This is a genomic window from Ferruginibacter sp. (assembly GCF_028288465.1).
GTDB lineage: Bacteria > Bacteroidota > Bacteroidia > Chitinophagales > Chitinophagaceae > Ferruginibacter.
The window spans coordinates 25,838-45,024 of record NZ_JAQBNR010000056.1 but is presented as its reverse complement, the minus strand read 5'-3'; the positions used below and the strand labels follow the sequence as shown (position 1 = coordinate 45,024).

Annotated in this window: 13 protein-coding genes; 12 read left to right on the top strand and 1 reads right to left on the bottom strand. The window is 38.5% G+C overall.

Annotated elements, in window-relative coordinates; translation table 11 throughout:
- Positions 1–164: 164 nt before the first annotated feature.
- The 5 genes from JWR61_RS21675 (at position 165) to JWR61_RS21655 (ending at position 11,292) form a co-directional block, all read left to right on the top strand.
- The gene (locus tag JWR61_RS21675; RefSeq protein WP_301929793.1) at positions 165–1,058 is read left to right on the top strand and encodes a tetratricopeptide repeat protein; all 894 of its coding nucleotides are present in this window, start codon (positions 165–167) and stop codon (positions 1,056–1,058) included.
- Positions 1,059–1,113: 55 nt separating this feature from the next.
- Positions 1,114–1,464 (top strand): hypothetical protein, encoded by a 351-nt coding sequence (locus tag JWR61_RS21670; RefSeq protein WP_301929792.1) that lies wholly within the window; start codon positions 1,114–1,116, stop codon positions 1,462–1,464.
- Positions 1,465–1,826: 362 nt separating this feature from the next.
- Positions 1,827–3,374, top strand: coding sequence for an alpha/beta hydrolase-fold protein (locus JWR61_RS21665; protein WP_301929791.1), 1,548 nt, complete (start codon positions 1,827–1,829; stop codon positions 3,372–3,374).
- Positions 3,375–3,770: 396 nt separating this feature from the next.
- Positions 3,771–8,492, top strand: a complete 4,722-nt coding sequence (avs4, locus tag JWR61_RS21660; RefSeq protein ID WP_301929790.1) for an AVAST type 4 anti-phage nuclease Avs4 — start codon at positions 3,771–3,773, stop codon at positions 8,490–8,492.
- A 46-nt stretch (positions 8,493–8,538) separates the two neighbouring features.
- Positions 8,539–11,292 carry a hypothetical protein gene (locus JWR61_RS21655; protein ID WP_301929789.1) on the top strand — a complete coding sequence of 918 codons (2,754 nt, stop codon included), beginning with the start codon at positions 8,539–8,541 and terminating at the stop codon, positions 11,290–11,292.
- Positions 11,293–11,549: 257 nt separating this feature from the next.
- Here JWR61_RS21655 and JWR61_RS21650 read toward each other — a convergent pair whose 3' ends face one another.
- Positions 11,550–11,711 carry a hypothetical protein gene (locus JWR61_RS21650; protein WP_301929788.1) on the bottom strand — a complete coding sequence of 54 codons (162 nt, stop codon included), beginning with the start codon at positions 11,709–11,711 and terminating at the stop codon, positions 11,550–11,552.
- A gap of 258 nt (positions 11,712–11,969) precedes the next feature.
- On the opposite strand from JWR61_RS21650, the gene JWR61_RS21645 reads away from it, so the two are divergent.
- The 7 genes from JWR61_RS21645 (at position 11,970) to JWR61_RS21615 (ending at position 19,120) form a co-directional block, all read left to right on the top strand.
- The gene (locus JWR61_RS21645; RefSeq protein WP_301929787.1) at positions 11,970–12,413 is read left to right on the top strand and encodes a lipocalin family protein; all 444 of its coding nucleotides are present in this window, start codon (positions 11,970–11,972) and stop codon (positions 12,411–12,413) included.
- 75 nt (positions 12,414–12,488) lie between these two features.
- Positions 12,489–13,046, top strand: a complete 558-nt coding sequence (locus tag JWR61_RS21640) for an RNA polymerase sigma factor (RefSeq protein WP_301929786.1) — start codon at positions 12,489–12,491, stop codon at positions 13,044–13,046.
- A complete protein-coding gene (locus tag JWR61_RS21635; RefSeq protein ID WP_301929785.1) occupies positions 13,043–14,221 on the top strand; it encodes an outer membrane beta-barrel protein in 1,179 nt (392 codons plus the stop codon). The genes JWR61_RS21640 and JWR61_RS21635 overlap by 4 nt, the downstream gene beginning before the upstream one ends.
- A gap of 231 nt (positions 14,222–14,452) precedes the next feature.
- Positions 14,453–14,791, top strand: a complete 339-nt coding sequence (locus JWR61_RS21630) for a hypothetical protein (protein WP_301929784.1) — start codon at positions 14,453–14,455, stop codon at positions 14,789–14,791.
- A gap of 908 nt (positions 14,792–15,699) precedes the next feature.
- Positions 15,700–16,947, top strand: a complete 1,248-nt coding sequence (locus tag JWR61_RS21625; protein WP_301929783.1) for an efflux RND transporter periplasmic adaptor subunit — start codon at positions 15,700–15,702, stop codon at positions 16,945–16,947.
- 4 nt (positions 16,948–16,951) lie between these two features.
- Positions 16,952–18,415 (top strand): TolC family protein, encoded by a 1,464-nt coding sequence (locus JWR61_RS21620; RefSeq protein ID WP_301929782.1) that lies wholly within the window; start codon positions 16,952–16,954, stop codon positions 18,413–18,415.
- A 39-nt stretch (positions 18,416–18,454) separates the two neighbouring features.
- Positions 18,455–19,120, top strand: coding sequence for an ABC transporter ATP-binding protein (locus JWR61_RS21615; protein ID WP_301929781.1), 666 nt, complete (start codon positions 18,455–18,457; stop codon positions 19,118–19,120).
- Positions 19,121–19,187 lie beyond the last annotated feature (67 nt).

Below are 19,187 nucleotides of genomic sequence, written 5' to 3'. Positions count from 1 at the left end.
ACCCCGCAGCCCATCATGAATTATGTGCAGGTATTCATTTGTCGGTTCTATGTAGCTAATAAAATACTACATTTGAACAGCAGGGAATTGAGATACAACTTTACCATCAGCAATAACCCAGAGTTTATTTATCTGAACAATTTTTGATCACTAATACTATGTTAGTGTTAAAAAAAACAGGCATTTTCATACTGCAGATATGCTGCATTTTATACCTGGCTGCCCAGCATCCGGCCCGGCAAAAGATTGATAGCTTAAAAAAGCTTTTGCCCTTAAAACAGGGTACACAATACATCGACTGCCTGAATGATTTGAGTGAAGAATACTGGTGGCCACCAAGGGTATATCCTGACTCGATTTCTATGTGGGCTGACATAGCTTACAAAGAAGCCGCAAATAATAATTATACATCCGGTTTGGCTAAGGCAGGTATGCACCTGGGTGTATCAGCCATCTACCGGAAAAATTTTGTAACGGCCGAAAATTATTTAAGAACAGCCCTGCCGGTTTTTGACAGCGTTCACGATGAAAACGGAGAGGGATGGTGCAACTTATGGCTTGGTCAGACGCTGTATTCTGAAAACAGGTTTACCGAGGCTGCTTCCTGCATCAGGAAATCATTAAGCTACCTTACCAGACACAATAATAATGAAGGCATAGGCAAAGCCTGGGCATGGTTAAGCTTTCTGTACGCGGCTACCGGTAACTATGACAGCAGCTTTGAATATTGCACAAAAAGTTTATTGCTTCGTGAAACAATGAGCGACCATGTTTGTGTGGCGGCTTCACTTGCAAATATGGGCTACCTGTACAGGTCTGCCGGCGATTACGAGGATGCCCTGAGTTATTACAGGCAAGGTCAGCAATATGGAACGTTGCACGGAATAAACTACTATGCAGCAAACTGGAATTATTTTGAGGAGCCGATAGGCGCTACTTATCAACTGATGCATAACATTGACTCTTCCCTATACTATTTGCAAAGTGCCATGCAGATTGTAATCGCTTTAGGTCCATATAACAAGCTACGAAAATCACGGAATAACTTGACCAAATGAAAAGGGCAGTTACGAAACCGAAACCGCAAAAAACATTGATTCCTTTGCAAATTTTTTGCTTTCCCGTAAGTGCCCAGGCCTCCGCATACGGAAAGATTTTACACCGGGTGCCAATCATGGTGCTGCACTGGCGGAGGTAATGCAGAATGCTGTAGCCTTTGGTTATTGCGAACGCCGCGAGGCAGCAGTGGTTAGCCCTGTTATTTTTAATGGGTACAAAGGAAGTTACACCAGCAAGGACACATCATTGCCTGGTGCGCTGATCTTTACTGATAAGAATAAACTATACTGGAAATTTCAGCGGGCAGGCGATCTTCCTACACGGTTAATTCCGCTCAATAAAACTGAATACTTTATGGCAGAAAATGAACGGCTGCTGTTCACATTTAAAAAAGAAAATAACTAGTCCATGCTGGTGATCCAGGTTCCGGAAGAAAAGAAGGAATATTATTTTATTAAAAAAAAGTAAAAGACAATTCTTATAGTCTGCTTTCGGGTAGCTGGTGATTTTGTTTATGAATGTGCAGCAATTTAATGACATCTTTCATAGCGCAAAAGTAGAAGAAATACAGGTGCCAATTTTGCCATTGGTAAGCAATGATCAGCCAGCAGTGGCTTGCATTGAAGATAACCAGGGTGTTGGTTAAAAAAGTTCCATCACCGCTGAAAACTAAGCAGGACCCTAACCAAATAATTTAATCTGGAGGTAGTTGTAACAAAACCGAACTGGCTTCGTATCATTGCCTTAAAAGTTTAAAACCAATTGCCATGCTACAAGCAAGTTTGTCCAGGTTTTTTTTAACTGCATTAATAGTAACCGGGCTAGCCGCAGTTGTCACCGCCCAGGACACATTACTTACCGTATCGTATAATGGAAAGCTGGACTCCATCAACTCCGCAACGTTAAATCAAAAACGTTTTGTGCAGGTTTTTGTCCCTGCCGGTTACAAACCGGGCAGTGCCGACAAATATGATGTGCTCTATGTTTTTGATGGCGGTAACTGGAACATGAATGTAGTGGCACCGCTACAGCGCTTTATACAGAACGAGGGACAGATGCCCCCAACAATCATTGTGAGCGTGACGGGTATTGACCGTAATATTGAGCTTACACCTACGGTCCTAAAATCGTGGAATGCACCCACTGGCGGAGCAGATAAATTCCTGGCTTTTATTAAAAACGAACTCATCCCTTATATCAATAAATCCTATCCTTCCAACGGCGATAATACCTTGTGGGGTCACTCTTTGGGTGGTATGTTTGTTACCTGGGCCATGCTGAAGGAGCCATTACTGTTTAAATCAGTTATTGCCGTGGACCCCAGCATGTGGTGGGACGATTGCTATGTGCCAAAAATGGCTGCAGCCAGGTTGAAGGCATTACCGGATTCCACCATTACCTTTTTCATGAGCGGCAGGGAAGGTCCGCCATTTCAGGAGATGAAAATTGACACGATGGAAACGATGCTGAGGAAATACGCTCCGCCGAATTTAAAATGGAAGCTGGTTACTTACAAAGGAGAATCGCACAGCTCGTTGCGTATGAGAGCCACTTACGACGGGTTAAAATTTACTTACGAAGGGCAGACTTCAGCCATTGAATTTGCTCCCATGAACGGGATCATAGCAAAAGACCAGCCGTATAAAATATATTATACGGATGATACCACTTATGTTCACTACACACTGGATGGTGCAGTACCAACAGCACAGTCGCCAAAGGCAAGCCACGAATTAACGGTGACGGGGCCGGCAACAGTCACCTACAAACAAATCAGCAACCGTGCCCGTTATGGCAAAAGTACCACCGGTCAATTTATTGCCGAAAGCCTGCCGCCACCAATAGCCAGGTTGCACCATGCAAAACCGGGCGGCCTTACCTACCGGTATTATGAAGGTATCGGTGATGAGCAGCCTGACCTTAAAACTGCTACTTTGATTAAAACAGGCATACTGGATAAAAACTTTAAAGCAGACAGTCTTCACCCGAAAAACAATTTTGCCCTGCTGATAGATGGCTACCTCGAAATAAAGGAAGACGGATATTATACTTTTATTATGAGGGCCGGTAAAGGTTCAAAAGCATGGATTGATAAAAAGCTCATCATGCAATGGGATGACAATGCTAATGGAGCTGTGTTCACCTACCTGATGCCATTATCGAAAGGCTTTTATCCCGTTAGGATTGAATCTTTTTATAAGAAGGAAGATTTCAATTTCCTGTTCTATTACCTTACACCGGGAATGCCTGCTTCCGGCGATGCTGTACCGGTACCGTTTGATTTGGAATATGGTAATGATGAACATAAACATTGAGAAAGAAGCCTGGTAGCCAGTTGTTTTGTTATGAATGCGGAGCAATTTATTGAGAACTTTCATAGCGCAAAAGTGGAAAAAATATTTGTATCTCTTTTGGAGCAAGCATTGGTAAGCGGGATCTGCATCGTTGTGTCCACAGTTGTACTTGAATATCTTAAATGAGCTTTTATCGATGGGTAGACGGCTCAAGACGCGTGCTTTGGCTGAGGTTAGGATATGTTGTGAAAACTTCTCCGGAATAAAATCTCTATTATTTCAAGTGTTGCAGTTTTTGAGAAAATATGTTGTAGAGAATGAAAATTGTTCGATAAAAGTATTGATGGAACAAACTGATTTTGATGAAGCTTCAGATAATGACGAGATTTGAGGAAATACTTTTAAAGGCAAAAATATATGATTGATATAAATTGGAATAATTTCAAATCAAAATTCAATGAAAAGGAAAGAATTGTTTTTGAGCGGCTTGCTTACATGCTTTTCTGTTATGAATTCAATATACGGGTAGGCATTTTCAAGTTTAAGAATCAAACAGGTATAGAAACAGAATCTATTGATTTGGATGGCTTAAAAGTGGGCTTTCAAGCTAAATATTACGACACGAAACTTTCAGATAATAAAGATGATATTATAGATTCTCTGCAAAAAGCAAAATCAAAAAACCCTTCACTAAATAAAATCCTGATTTACACAAACCAGGAGCTTTCTGAAAGTAGCAAAAAACGAGAAAAAAAAACAGCTTACCAAACAGAAATTGAGCAAGCTGCTCAAAAAATTAGCATTGATATTGAATGGAGATTGCCAAGTCACTTCGAGAAACAACTTTCCGTTCCAGAAAATGACTACTTAGCTCAATATTTCTTTGGATGGGAGAATGGAGTTGTAGATTTCTTAGACAAGCTTAAAGCCCATTCAGAAAATATCCTTTTTGCCATCCAGACGGATATAGGATTTAAAGAACAGAAAATTAAAATTGACAGGAAAAGCGACCTTTCAAAACTTACCAATAATAAGACACAGATAATAATTCTTGCAGGTGAAGGAGGAAGTGGGAAAACTGCATTAATTAAAGAGTTGTTCAACAATCAATCCGATCCCTGTTATGTATTGAAAGCTGCCGAATTTACAAAACCGAGTTCGACTGTCATATTTAATCAATTCGGTGGTTATGACATGAATGATTTTCTACATTTCCATGAAGATGAACCAAAGAAAACATTTGTTATTGATTCTGCTGAAAAGCTGTCTGATTTAGAAAATCAGGATGTGTTTATTGAGTTGCTTTCCGCTTTAATTAAGAATAGCTGGCAAATAATATTCACAACCAGGAACAGCTATCTTGACGACTTGTGTTTCCAAATGCTGGAAGTGTACAGACTTCCTTTCGATATTATTAAGCTGGAAAACCTAGCTACTGTAGAGTTAGAAAGTCTGTCAGCTACCTTCCATTTTAAGATACCCGATAACCCACGATTACAGTCTTTAATTAGTAACCTGTTTTATTTGAATGAGTATCTTACAAACTATGATATAATCAATGGCCAAACAGATGTTGTGAAGTTCCGGGATATACTTTGGCAAAAGAGAATTCAAAATTCAAAGTTCAAAAAAGATAATATTCACCTTGAGAGAGGTAGGTGCTTCTTGAATTTTGCCAAACAAAGATGCGACACCGGGAACTTTTTTTTAAGTGGGGACTTATGCAAAAATGAAATTTTATCATTACTCGAAAAAGATGAGATTATAAAATATGAGCCGTCACAGGATGGCTACTTTATTACCCATGATATTTATGAAGAATGGGCACTTGAAAAATTGATTGAAAAAGAATACACCACTTTAGTTTCGCACTCTTTATTTTTTGAAAATATAGGAAATTCATTGCCGATACGAAGGGCTTTCCGTGACTGGCTTTCAGATAAAATATTACAACCCGATTCAGGCATCAAGCAATTTATTGAGCAATCTTTTAGCGAAGATGCTGTACCTGTATTCTGGAAAGATGAATTGCTAATTAGTATATTGCTTTCTGACTATTCCTTTGCTTTCTTCAAACTTTTTGACAATGTACTATTGGCAAATGATAAATTCTTTTTAAAGAAAGTTATCTTCCTTTTAAGAACAGCTTGTAAAGAGTTAGATACACGTTTAAACAAAATTTTGCAGAATACAAAAGACTTAGCTATCAGTCCAGCCTATGTTTTCACTAAACCAAAAGGTAAGGGATGGGAAGTTGCTGTGGAATACATCCATTCTAAGATTACTTTGATTCAAAAAGAAGAACTGAATTTTATTTTGCCCTTCCTAAAGGAATGGGTTGGTCATCAACCTAAAGGGAATACTGCAAAAATAGCTGGATTGTTTGCCCTGCACTTTTACAAAGATGCAGAGTTAAATAAGAATGCTTATTACAGTTCTGAAACGGAAAGTAAACTTTTACAAATTGTATTGGCTGCTGCCGTTGAATTAAAAACTGAATTAGTAGCCATAACAGAAGATTTATTATCCAGACCTTTCAACAGGCAAGAGCCTTTTGATAGTTTAAGGGAAGCTGTACTGGCTTCTGGATATGATAATACTGCTTATATTATGAGCCTGCCAGAGTATGTAATAAAACTGGCAGATAGTTCCTGGCATAAAGCTGAAACTGATAACCATCCCTATTATTCTTCGGGTATTGGAGTGGAAGACTACTATTCACTCAGAAGCCATTCACACCATGATTATTTCCCTTCAAGTGCGTTGCAAACGCCTATTTATTTTTTGTTATTTGCTGACTTTTCAAAAACAATAGATTTTTTTCTTGATTTTACAAATCGTGCTGTTGAAGCATATCTTGCTTCTGGTTTTGATTCCTCTGTCCATGAAATAGAGGTTATAATTGATTCAGATAAGACAAAGCAAATAATCAGCAGCGGCCTCTGGAATATATACAGAGGTTCTGGCTCACCCGTTACTCCCTATCTCTTGCAATCTATGCACATGGCTTTAGAAAAGCGACTGCTTGAAATTGCTAAGGCTTCTGATAAAAAGAATTTAAAGGAATGGTTGATTCATTTACTCAAAAATACACGGTCAGCTTCTATAACTGCTGTTGTTGCCAGTGTTGTATTGGCATACCCCGATGAACTATTTGAAGTAGCTGTCATCCTATTTAAAAACTACGAATTTTATAAGTACGACAATTTACGAGCAGGTTCAGAAAATTCGGCGAAAAACCTTTATTTGATTGGTGCTGGTTTGGATAGAAAAAAAGAATACAAAAATGAAAGATTAGCTACTTGCGATGACCCTCACCGTAAACTTTCCCTTGAAAGTCTTGCCCTCAATTATCAGTGGTTTAAAAAAGAGCATATAAGCGATGAAGAAGCGGATAAACGTAAAGAAGAAATTTGGACGATTATTGATTATCTATACAGTACAATACCTCCTGAAGAATCAGATAGAAATAAAAATATAAGACTATTATTAGCAAGGATTGATAGGCGGAAAATGAATCCCGTGGTACATCAGGAAAAAGACAAGTTATTGATTGAATTTAACCCTTCATTGGAATCTGATTTGAAAGAATATAGTGAAGAAGGAATGAAAACCTATCAGGAGAAGTTTAAATACACAGCTTTGAAATTATGGGCAACAAATAAAGTTGAGAACCATAACCAGTATGGCCCATACCCCCAGTATGATGGAGACCCAGAATTAGTATTGAAGGAAACAAAGGAAATACTTGACGGGTTGCAGAAAGGGGATAGCGAAGAATTTCATTTATTCAACAGTTATATTCCTGCTTATACTTGCTCTGCCTTACTTAGACTATATAGTGACAAAATTTCATCTGATGACCTAATATTTTGTAGAGATATTGTAACAGCTTATGCTACTTCTCCTTTTAGAGAGAATTATGATTATCAAATTGGCGATGGTGTGGAAGCAGCTATTAGTACATTACCATTCCTTTACAAATTGTTTCCTGAAAATACACTAGACTTTAACATCACTTTGCTTTTTATATTATTTGATACTTATCCGCTTGGAGAGTATAAAAGAATTTGTGACTATGCAGTTGAGGCAATAAGAAACAATTTATTTGAATTATCTCCTGATGATGCCAATACTATCTTGGTTGGCTATATGATGTTTAAGCCAAAGTTTGACTTGGATAATCCACCACAAAGACGAATGAGGGAGAGAAAAACAAGGGCTGAAATACTTGATGAGTTTGCTACAAAGTATGATAAGGAATTGGGGGAGATTGAACCAACTGCTGCTAATTACAGTACGATTGATTTTGCATCACAAGGGATTAGAGTAGCTGAAACGGCTTTTCAAATAATACCTTCTGATACAAATAACCCTATCCATTTAGATTACATTAGAAAATTCCTAGAAAATTTCAGTAGTGAAATATTAAAGGAAACCCGTTATTCTGATAATGATTCAGAAATTGATTACCGATTAAAACACCGCTTTTACAGGAAGTTTGCTAATTTCTTATTACACCGGGAGCCACCTTCAATACAGGAATGGCTAAAACCTTTTGAAGATGCTTTTACCGTTTCAAGGGAAATGGCTGATTTCTTATCAGATGTAGTTTCTGAAGAAGATAGTTTAGGTAAATACGATAGCTTTTGGGCTATATGGGAATGTTTTTATCCAATTATTAAAGCTGCCGCAGAGAACGATCATCATAGACATTTGGATGAAATAATACGTAATTATATGCTGGCTTGGCCATATTGGAAGGATACAGCAAAAGAATGGCGAAGCCTTCGTGAAAGGGAAACTGTCTTTTTTCAACGAATATGTACAGAAATGGGGAATCATCCTTCGGTATTATATTCCATATCAAAGTTGTTAAACGAAATAGGTTCATCTTTTCTTGATAAGGGTATAATTTGGATTGGAGATATATTAACTAAAAACGCAAACCTGCAAATGGAGGATCTGCATCCTAACACTATTTATTATCTGGAAATAATAGCCAGGAAATACGTCTATCTAAACAGGACAAAGCTGAAAACTAGCCGCTTCATGAAAGAAAATGTGCTTACCCTATTAGATTTTTTGGTATCAAAAGGGTCGGTAAATGGATACTTGTTAAGGGAAGACCTTTATTAAATTAAACTTGTAAACACTTTAGACTATTCTATTTTATAATTTCAGTATGTCACTAAAACAACTTCAGATTTTCGCTGAAAAGAGAGATGCGGCAGCTACTTTAAAAGGATATGAGTTTCAGCATTTGAAAACGCTTGAGTCTTGGATAAATAATAGATTAAATAATATAGAAGAAATAATTTACTGCGACTTCGAAGAGGATATATTTCATAGGGATTTGGCAAAAGGAGAATCGAAATTCCGACAGATAAAACTTTACTCGACAGATTTCTCATTTTCATCAGATGCTATACAGGAGACCATAGCCAACTTTTTTATGCTGTTTGTAAAAGGTGATTACATGCTTGAAGAAATGATTTTTTCCTTTGAAACAAACGCTTCGGTGGTGGGCAGGGTTGTTAAAGATAATGATGCTGATCTGCTGCAGGCTTGGGCTGCCAATCAGCAAAATTTATCAGGTGAAACATTGCAGAGAGTGCGGGCAAGAGTTCTAAAAATTCTACAGAGTTATATTCAAAAGGAATACGAAGCTAAAATTCAAAATGTTAATTTAAAACTGCAAGTGCAGCAGGCTGAAATTGTCTTTAATAAAATGACCGATGAGATCCTCGATAAATTCATTCAGTCAATTCAATGGAACTTTGAAGGATTATCTTCGGATGAAGCAGTAGAAAACCAAATAAATAAAATCAATTCTTTAATTGAAAGAATCCCCTTGCCAATAACTAACGATGTCAAAATAGCCTTTTCTTTATTGTATCGGGCAGTTGTTACTAAATCTTATCAGGCCGATCCTGAAATGCGTAAACTTACAAACGAATTGATTGACATGATTCTTTTGGAATCTGGCGATGAAAAGGAAAAATGGTATGCTGAATTATATGCAAAGTGGAAGGATGTACAAAACATTCCTGAATTTCATCTCGGCCAGTTTTATGAAATTATTGATGCAGAAAGGTATTACAGGATGAATTTTCATAAGCTTGGGCACAATAATCTATGGATGTCGCTGCTTAAAAAGTATATAGACAACGAACAAATAAAACCTCACTATAGAAGAAAAGCAATTTACGAATTCATTTTTTTAGCATTAAACCCCACTCCTGTGGAAGGTGATGACATTTTACCTTTAAGAGGTTGTGAGGATTGGGTCAAGTATTATTTTAATGAATGGGAGCATCGGAATAACTTGGCTGATATACATGAAGATATCTCATTGCTTCAAATAGTCTTAGTTCAATCCTTAATTGGTAAAATTGAAATACAAACGGAAGAGATTAATAAATGGAGGTATAGTATGCATTCCTTTATTGAACAGCAATTGAAATCAGATATCAAGGTAGATGATCGATGTATACTACTTGAATTAAAAGGAGATTTTGAGTTTCATACCAATGTTGTAAAATCAAGAGAGAACAGTGCAAAATCCATTGATATATATAGACAGATATTACCCCTTCTTCCGCAGGCTGAGTTGTATTCTGTTTCCTCTATGTTTGACACTTTTGAAAGCATGATTTCTCTTTTGATTCAGTTTAAAGCTGACTCTGCAGGAATTTTATTACTTGAAAATTTCATGGAGGAAATACAGGAGGCGGCTGTAAAATCAGGGCAGCGTCATATCGCAGCAAAAAACTTGGCCAAAAGAGGATATGACTATCTGAGCGCAGGAGGCCTTCATAATTTTTTACAGGCACTTACCTCCTTTCATAAGGCTAAGTCGCTATGGCTTTTAGAACGAACCAAAGAAGGTTACATTTTAGCCTTGATCAATATTGGCCAGGTTTATACAGCTTTAGGTATGAATATAGCCGCTAAGTACTACGCTCTATGTGCTATATGGGTAACCTGGCATTCAAAAGACGAATCAATTTTTAATAGATTAGCTCAGGCAACTGGTCTGATCTTCATTAATGATTACAAACAGGGCGCTTGGATGCAGGCAATTGAAGATTTTGAATTATTCATTAATGCAAGAAATAACTTTAATCCCAATGGTTGGATAGGGAATGGCGATGAGATGTTTAAAAAAGCGCTTGTTGATATGTCATTCCTGATTTACGCCTCAAAAAAACTATTTCCTCAAATCAGCTATTTTGTAGATTTTCGGTCTGGAAAATGGGAAGACCTTTGGCGTGAGTTTATTGCTCCGCAGATAGAACAGTTTGAAAAATCCATCACAGACGAGACACAACTTCTAAGATTTGTAAAAAGACATCTTCAAAGCGATCCACTAAGCGATGTTGGTCCCTTAAAAGTCATTGCTTTCAATGCACTTCATATTGACTGGCGCATAGAGTTTGCAAATACATATCTCTTAACAGCTATCGGAGAAGAATTTGCGAGCAGTTTACAAATTTTCCTTTGTGAATTGGCTCGTTTGAACTCGAATTTTCTGGAGCCTAATAAAAGTATGGCCATATTAATTGAAGAAGCACCAGATTACCAACAGGCAAAAAATAACATAGAACACGGGCGTTGGATTGTTTCTATACCTAAGTTCGAAAGCAAAGAGCAAAAAGAAATAAGCTATCATTATGGTTTTATTTCAGTTGTTATAAAGAAAATTTTCAGGTCGATTTCAACATTTGGAGAAAACGAGTTTGAAGATTTTTGGTGGAGAGTTTTGCATGAAGAAGGAAAAGTAGGGGAGAAGGCTTTCAATTCTAATGCATATCAAAAAGAGTATTGCACTGCTGTTGATTCAAAAGTATTTACAGATTCACAGAGGGCAGCTTTCCCACAACCACCACCTCATTTGGCATTTGAACGTTTACCAAGATTACTTGTAGAATCTTAAATGTACTACGATCCCAGTGCCTTCCTTAAATATTAGCGGCAATAGAAGCTCAATAATGGCATACGGTACAAGAATACACATCGATATTGCCCACTGCTTCCATGGTACGTTCCAAAATAAATCCTTTTAAAAAATAACAAACACCGACCGCCTTGTTTTAGCCTCCAGGTTTTTAGTGCGATGTCCTTACCGGTACTATCTTCTACCAGGGATCACTTCGCCGGGTACAAAGCTTTTGGTATCACCAGTGGAGGTTTCTATTTGTATGCCGTCATCCAGCAGCACAGTGTATTGCCGCCGGGTGCATTGTGAAAATCATAATCGTAAAAAGCTTCCACTTCCCTGAAAATAATTTCTTTTACCGGCAGTACTGCAGATAAATAACCGATCATTCGGCCATCGCTTAATGGTAATTGCATTTCTTTAAAATAACTATCACCCACAGTACCACTATACAACCGGGTAACATCCAGCTGTTTTTTATGCTGTGATGGCTTTAGGATTTCTTTGTAGTAACCAGTGATCGTCAGTTTTTCTTCTTTCCTAAATTAAAAAAAAATATTTTAATGCTCTCCCAACAAACCGGAATAATAAACCGTACCAGTTAGTGTACAAACATCCCGGGACATTATTTCATTTTTATAACAACAAAAAATAACATGGTAAAAAATAGCATATTGAAATCTGTTACACTTATTTTGACAGCTACCGTAATCTTCGCTGCGTGTAAAAAAGATGATTCACCGGCAGTTCCCGACAAAGTAAGCAAGCTAATGGTTCCCTGGAAAATTAAGGCCATTACAACTCCCAAAGCAGGGCAGCCTGCAGCAGACAGTTCTATTTACAAAGATTGTATGAGCGATGATATCATTCAGTTTTCCAATAATGGTTATGATTTTCAGGACGGTACAGTGAAGTGCGATTCTACTGCCTTCCGTTACTCAAAAGGAAGCTGGGCTTACAAAATTGCAGCTGATTCTATCCAGCTTTCATCCAATGCACCGGTTAAGTATGCTTCATGGAAAGTAGTTACTTTAAATGATACCGCTCTTGTAGTGCGCTACACAGATAGTACAAATCCTGCTACCAAAATAGTTAAGACGATTTCTTTTAAACATTAATTAACATACACTGCAACTTTTCAACGCAGGAAAGTTGCAGTGTTTTCATACCATTGCAACCGGTCAAAAAAATTGGTGAGTCAGGACGAATTATACATACATATTGCGGGATGCAGGTTGAATGACCGCTGCTCGCAGGAAGCTATTTACAAACATTTTTATAAAGATATGTTTGTGACATGTAAGCGTTATGCCGAAGATCCCCATGATGCGCTCACCATATTAAATGATGGATTTCTAAAAGCATTTACCAATATTTTAAAGTACAGTGCTGAGCTGGGTGATTTTAAACCCTGGCTTAAAACCATCATTATTAATACAGCCATTGATCACACCCGCAACCGGAAAAAAGGTACGCAGGTAATTCACATTGATAATATCCAGGAACAAGGTAATGATGACTTCCAGCTTAATTTTAATCATAGCATGGAGGAAGTAGCACAGCACCTGAAAGCCTTACCCTCTGTTACAAGAATTGTGATTAATCTTTTTGCTTTTGATGGGTATGATTATAAAGAGATTGCAGAGAAGCTGGGTATTTCTGAATCAACCAGCCGCTGGCATGTTTCAGAAGCCAGAAAAAAATTAAAGCAGTCCATGCAATTTAAACTTTCTAAAGAGCACAGGATATGAGCAAACGTTTACATAATAGTGATGAATTATTCGACTCTCCGCAATACGGTTGGGAAGAGCTGAAAGTTTTGCTGGATAAAAATTTGCCGGTGAGAAGAAAGAGCAATTTTTCAATGGTGCGTGCAGGTGTTGCAGCTTCCCTGACGGCTTTGTTATTATTAAGTTCTCTTCTTACTCATGACAATTATTTACAACTGGTACCGCAAAATAATTACCTGGTAAAGACAATTGAAAACAAAGAGCCAGGTACTTCTAAAGCGGAGCAGCAGGTGATGAGCCCGGTTCGAAAATTTAGTGTTAAGAAACCATTTATTCACGATGCTGCCAATAATAATTCAGCTGAAATGAAGGTAAATGAAAACACGATCAATCCGCAAATGCTTCCGGAAGGAGAGGTCCCGGACTTAGTAGGAATTGATCACGCGGATTTAGAAAAGGAGGATTACCTGAGCCTTGAAAATCCGTTTTCAAAATCGCGTCACCTCATTCGCCCATTGCCAATCGGTTCAGGTAACATGCAGCTTTCAGGAAAAGCGGTCAATGAAATGCAGCATAAAAATAAACTGCTGTTTTCTGCGGGTGTTGACGTAAATGTAATTCCGGGGCAGCGGCAAAACCTGCAACCTTTTCCTGCCGCAGAAATGCTGTATAAAGCCTCTCCTAATTTTTATGTAAGCATGGGTTTAACTGCAGGTGCTGTTGTGGCAACCAGTGGTCATGGCGTTAGCAAAACAATCTACGTGAATGATACTGCCAACAACATTCAGTTTTACAACAAGGTCACCAGTTACACCCGTTTATATTATGCCGATATACCCGTGATGGCCGGTGTTAAACTTGGTAAAAGATTGTCAGCAGAAGGTGGCGTGCAGGCATCCATTTTATTAGGTACAAAAAGTAAAGAATCCATTGATAAATATGATTTTCAGATGAGGCAGGCAAATGTGCCGCAAAATACTTTTATGGGCGCCGCGGCTGCTGCGCCTGAAAATAACTATAAAGTAAGTCCATTAAAAATGGATTATCGTTTGGTTGGTGGCTTAAGATATTCAATGAATAAAGTGGCACTGGACCTGACTTACCAGTATGCACTGCGGCCTGCTTTCGAAGGCAAGCAGGTAACGGCTGCCAGAAACCAACTGCTCACGTTTAAGATATTTTACCATTTAAAATAACATACAAATGCCATCCACAAAGTGGAGATAAGCTTTGATCAAATTTTGGAATGCCACCATGGACGTTTTAAGTTCAATTTTTTCCTGTGAGTTCCATCTTTAAAAAAACTTGTTTTTTGGGCTGCCTTAGGGCGGCTTTTTTATAATGTATTTTACCTCATCCTCAGATAAATGACACCCCAACTTTACTTTCTTATAGACTTTATAAACCTCTATTGACTATTTATTATCATGATTAATTATAACGGAAAAATATTCTCACCAATTGTAAATAATACAGGTAGCGATTATTGGACAGAGGCTCTTTTTGTGTTCAGACAAACAGGCAACATTCTTACTTCAAATTATTCAGGCGGAAATATTGTAAGAGGGCAAATGCTGGCGATTGTTGACGATGACGGCAGCATGAAAATGTGTTATCATCACGTAACTACTGACTTGGTTTTGTTTGCTGGATCAGGCGAGTGTCATCCGGAAATTTTGCCCAACGGAAAAATTGTGCTCTTACAAAAATGGAAATCAGCAACAAGTGATATGGCAGGAGGAAATTTGATTATTGGCGAGCATTGAGTAAGAATTCAATTAGGCTTATCAAAATTGATGATTTCTGTTAATTATAAATTAGTTGCGTTTGACGCAGATCTGCCGTTAATCGTTTAGCAGATGTGTCCGGTGTTATCCTCTTAAGAGAAATTTTCTTTACATCTTTATTAAGTTAAAAGCTGTTTATTTAATAAAATAAATTTTACAGGTTCTTATTTTGACGAATTTCTATAGCGGCTAAAAAATGATGCGCAACAAGTTTTATTGTCAGCCAAAAGTTCCATTTACAGATGAAAATCGATTACAAACCTGATCTGTTGTCCCAAAGTTTCTTAATCATGTGAGCTTTTTGTACTTGGTCTGCTTTAATGTATCTCCTGAATGCCTTTTCTGTTTTATGTCCGTTGATGCCCATGATTAAGTTTGTTGGTGTTCCGTCAAGAAACTCATTTGTGCAAAACGACCACGACAGGTGTGAGACATAATCCACGCGTATTTGGGTTTTGTTTCTTCAATTATTTTATTACCTAGCTTATGTGTAATCTTTATTTTTTCATCAATACCGGCCAATTTTACAACCTCTTTGATATATTAGTTTGTAAGCTCCCCCGAATTTCGGCCATTTAGAAGTTGACAAAATTGTTAACTACTTATGGCCAAAAATATTATTCGGGAGACATTTAAGTAATATTTAAGGTGACACTACCTATTTTTTAGCAACATTCGGGTGGTAGATTTATTAAGGACCACCGGTGTTTCTTTTTTTAATCATGCACGGGTATACTTTTTTCAATTATCGATTCGTATGTTGAACGAAATCAAACAATTTGTCCGGTACCGGACAAATATTAAAAATGGAAATCGATAAAACCCTTACTGGCACTGATTTTTACTTTGGCATATAGCTTGAAATAGCATTGGCCTAAATATCAGTTATGGATACGGCTATTGAAGCGGAAGTACAATTGGACAAAAGAAAAAAAATAATCATTGTCATACTCTTCAGTGTCATTTTATTGGGCTGCGCCTGGTTTCTGTTGCGGTATTCTGTCTCATCTTCTGTAAAAAAATCTTCCATTACAACCGCTGTTGTTGAAACAGGTAACATTGAAAATACCATTACCGCAACCGGTGAAATTCTACCGGAGTTTGAAGAGATCATCGCAAGTCCTATCAATGCATCTGTACAAAATGTATTGCTGGATGCGGGCCTCCCCGTAAAGGTCGGACAGTCGGTGCTTACCCTGGACAAAGCAGCTTCACAAACTGAATTTGAACGACTGAAATTCGGACTGGAATCAAAACAAAATGATATTAAAAAACTCAGGCTTCAACTGGACAAAAGTTTTTACGACATTAAATCCAGCAACAGTATAAAGCAACTGCGCATTAACAGTTTGCAGGCGGACGTTGAAAATACAAAACGTTTATTCAAGGCCGGGGGCGGCACCAGGGAAGATATTGAAAAAGCGGAGCTGGCTTTAAAAGTCGCCACGCTTGAAAAGCTGCAACTGGAAAATGAAATAAAAAACAAGCAGCAAACCATGGAAGTGGAAATGCGGGAAGCCACGATAGCTGCCGCCATTCAGCAAAACGATTTAAGTGAACTGGAACGAAAATTAAAGCTGGCGAATATTGTGGCAAGTCGCGATGGTGTGGTAACCTGGTTAAATAAAAATATTGGTGCCACCGTAAGGGAAGGAGAAACCCTGGCACGCATCGCCAACCTGAGCAGCTTTAAAGTGCAGGGAACGATATCAGACAACTACCTTGACCAATTGCACAACGGCATGTACGCAATCATCCGCATTAACGAAACGCAATTACGTGGAACTGTCGTCAATATACAGCCAGCCGTACAAAATGGTGTGGCATCATTCAATATTCAGTTAGAAGAAAGAAACAATAAGCTGCTGCGGCCAAATTTAAAAGCAGATGTGTTTCTTGTTACTGCTGCAAAAACAAATGTATTAAGAGTGGCCAACGGCCCGGCTTTTAAAGGAATTGCTACCCAGGATATTTTTGTGGTGAACAATGGAAAGGCAGAAAAACGAACCGTGCATACTGGCTTGTCTAATTTTGATTTTGTTGAATTAAAAGACAATGTAAAAGCAGGAGATGTGATTATAACTTCTGACATGGAGCAATACAAAAACACAAAAGAAATTACCATCAACAACTAACCGCATGAAACTCCGGTTTATCTATACCACTACATTTTGCTTCTTTTTTTTCACCGGCTTTTGCCAGGTAAAAAATGATACGCTCACCCTTAGCCTGGAGGAAGTGGTGGCGATGGCAAAAGCAAAATCCATTGCTTCCAAACAGGCCTCTACCATTAAAGAAACTAAGTATTGGGAGTACCGTACTTTTAAATCCAATTACCAGCCACAGCTATCATTGGATGGAAGGTTACCAGCCTACAACAAATCATTTGTTGAAGTACAACAGCCCGATGGCACCATTTTATTTCAGCCGATAAAGAACAACAATTCATCGCTCAATCTTTCTTTCAGCCAGGCCATTTCGGCTACCGGTGGCAATGTGTATGGCACAACACAATTACAGCGCTTTGATGATTTTGAAAGAAACAACACCCTGTACAACGGTGTACCTTTTGGCATAGGGTACAGCCAGCCTTTATTTCAGTTCAATAATTTAAAATGGGAAAAAAAGATTCAGCCGTTAAAATATTCAGAAAGCAAACAGCAGTTTATTGAATCAATGGAAGCCATCGCCTACAAAGCCAGCGGGTACTTTTTCGATCTGCTGCTGGCGCAGGTAAACCTGCAGATTGCAACCACCAATGTAAGCAACACGAAAAATATTTTGGAGATAGCGAATGAAAAATTCAACCTCGGAAAAATATCAAAAAATGAAATTTTACAATTGCAGTTAGAGCAACTAAAAGCACAGAAAGCCGCAGGCATTGCCAGGCGGGATGTGGAGATCGCCACGCTAAACCTTCGCTCTTACAGCGGATTGCAGGACACTACTAAAATCGCTCTCTCTTTACCTGCCGCCATCATCAGCATGACGGTACCGGTTGATAAGGTTTTGCAAGAGGCGTTCGCCAATAGGAGCGATGCCATTGCTTTCGCACGACGCATTGCCGAAGCAAAACGCGACATCTCAAAAGCAAAAGGGGACAATGGGTTGAATGCATCTCTTACCGCTCAATTGGGTTTTTCAAAAAGCGCCGTCAACATTTCCAAAGTGTACCAATCACCCAAAGACCAGCAGCAGGTACAGTTGATATTCGCCATACCGATACTTGACTGGGGAAGATCAAAATCAAGAATAAAAACAGCCGAAGCTAACCTGCAGTTTACCAACTATGCGGTGGAGCAGGACAAGCAAATTTTTACGCAGGAGATTGTAACACAGGTTACCTTGTTTGATATGATGAAGGAGCAACTTGTATTAACAGCCAATGCCGACAGTATCGCCAGTGAAAAATACCTCATTGCCAAAGAGCGGTATGTACTCGGTAATTTAAGCATCACGGATCTGAGCATTGCCTTCCAGGAAAAGGACCAGGCCAAACGGGATTATATTGCTGCGCTGCGGGATTACTGGGGGGCTTATTACCAGTTGCGGTATTTATCCTTATACGATTTTGAAAAAAACAGTAAGATCAGTTATCAGTAAAGGGATCGCCAATAATAATCAAACCATTAAAATAACAACATGATACATTTAGAAAAAATTGAAAAAGTCTATCGTACTGATACCGTGGAAACGCTGGCACTCAACAGCATTAGTTTAAATGTAGCCAAAGGCGAATTTCTTTCCATCATGGGGCCTTCAGGCTGTGGTAAAAGTACACTGCTGAATATTATGGGATTACTGGATGCGCCTTCGAAAGGAGAAATAAAAATAGACACCCAGCAAACAACAGGTTTTTCCGATAAACAACTGGCGCAGTTCCGCAATAAAAAGATTGGCTTTATTTTTCAAAGCTATCACCTCATCAACGATTTAAAAGTGCTGGATAATGTTGAACTACCATTGCTTTACCGGAGCAGTACTGCCAAACAACGAAAAGAGCTGGCCACTGCGGCATTGGCTAAAGTAGGTTTAAGTAACAGGGTGAAACATTTTCCCACCCAGTTGTCCGGAGGGCAAAAACAGCGGGTAGCCATAGCAAGGGCCATTGTAGGTGAGCCGGAAATTATCCTGGCGGATGAACCCACCGGCAACCTGGATAGTGCCATGGGCAATGAGATTATGGAAATACTGATTAACTTAAACCGCACAGAAGGCACCACCATTGTAATGGTAACACACGATGAACAAATGGCGAAAAAAACGCACCGTTTAGTACGGCTGTTTGATGGCTCACAAGTGCAATAAAAAAGTAGTTAATGCGCAGGCAGTACCTGCACTCATAACTCATAACTCACAATTCATAATGTTTCGT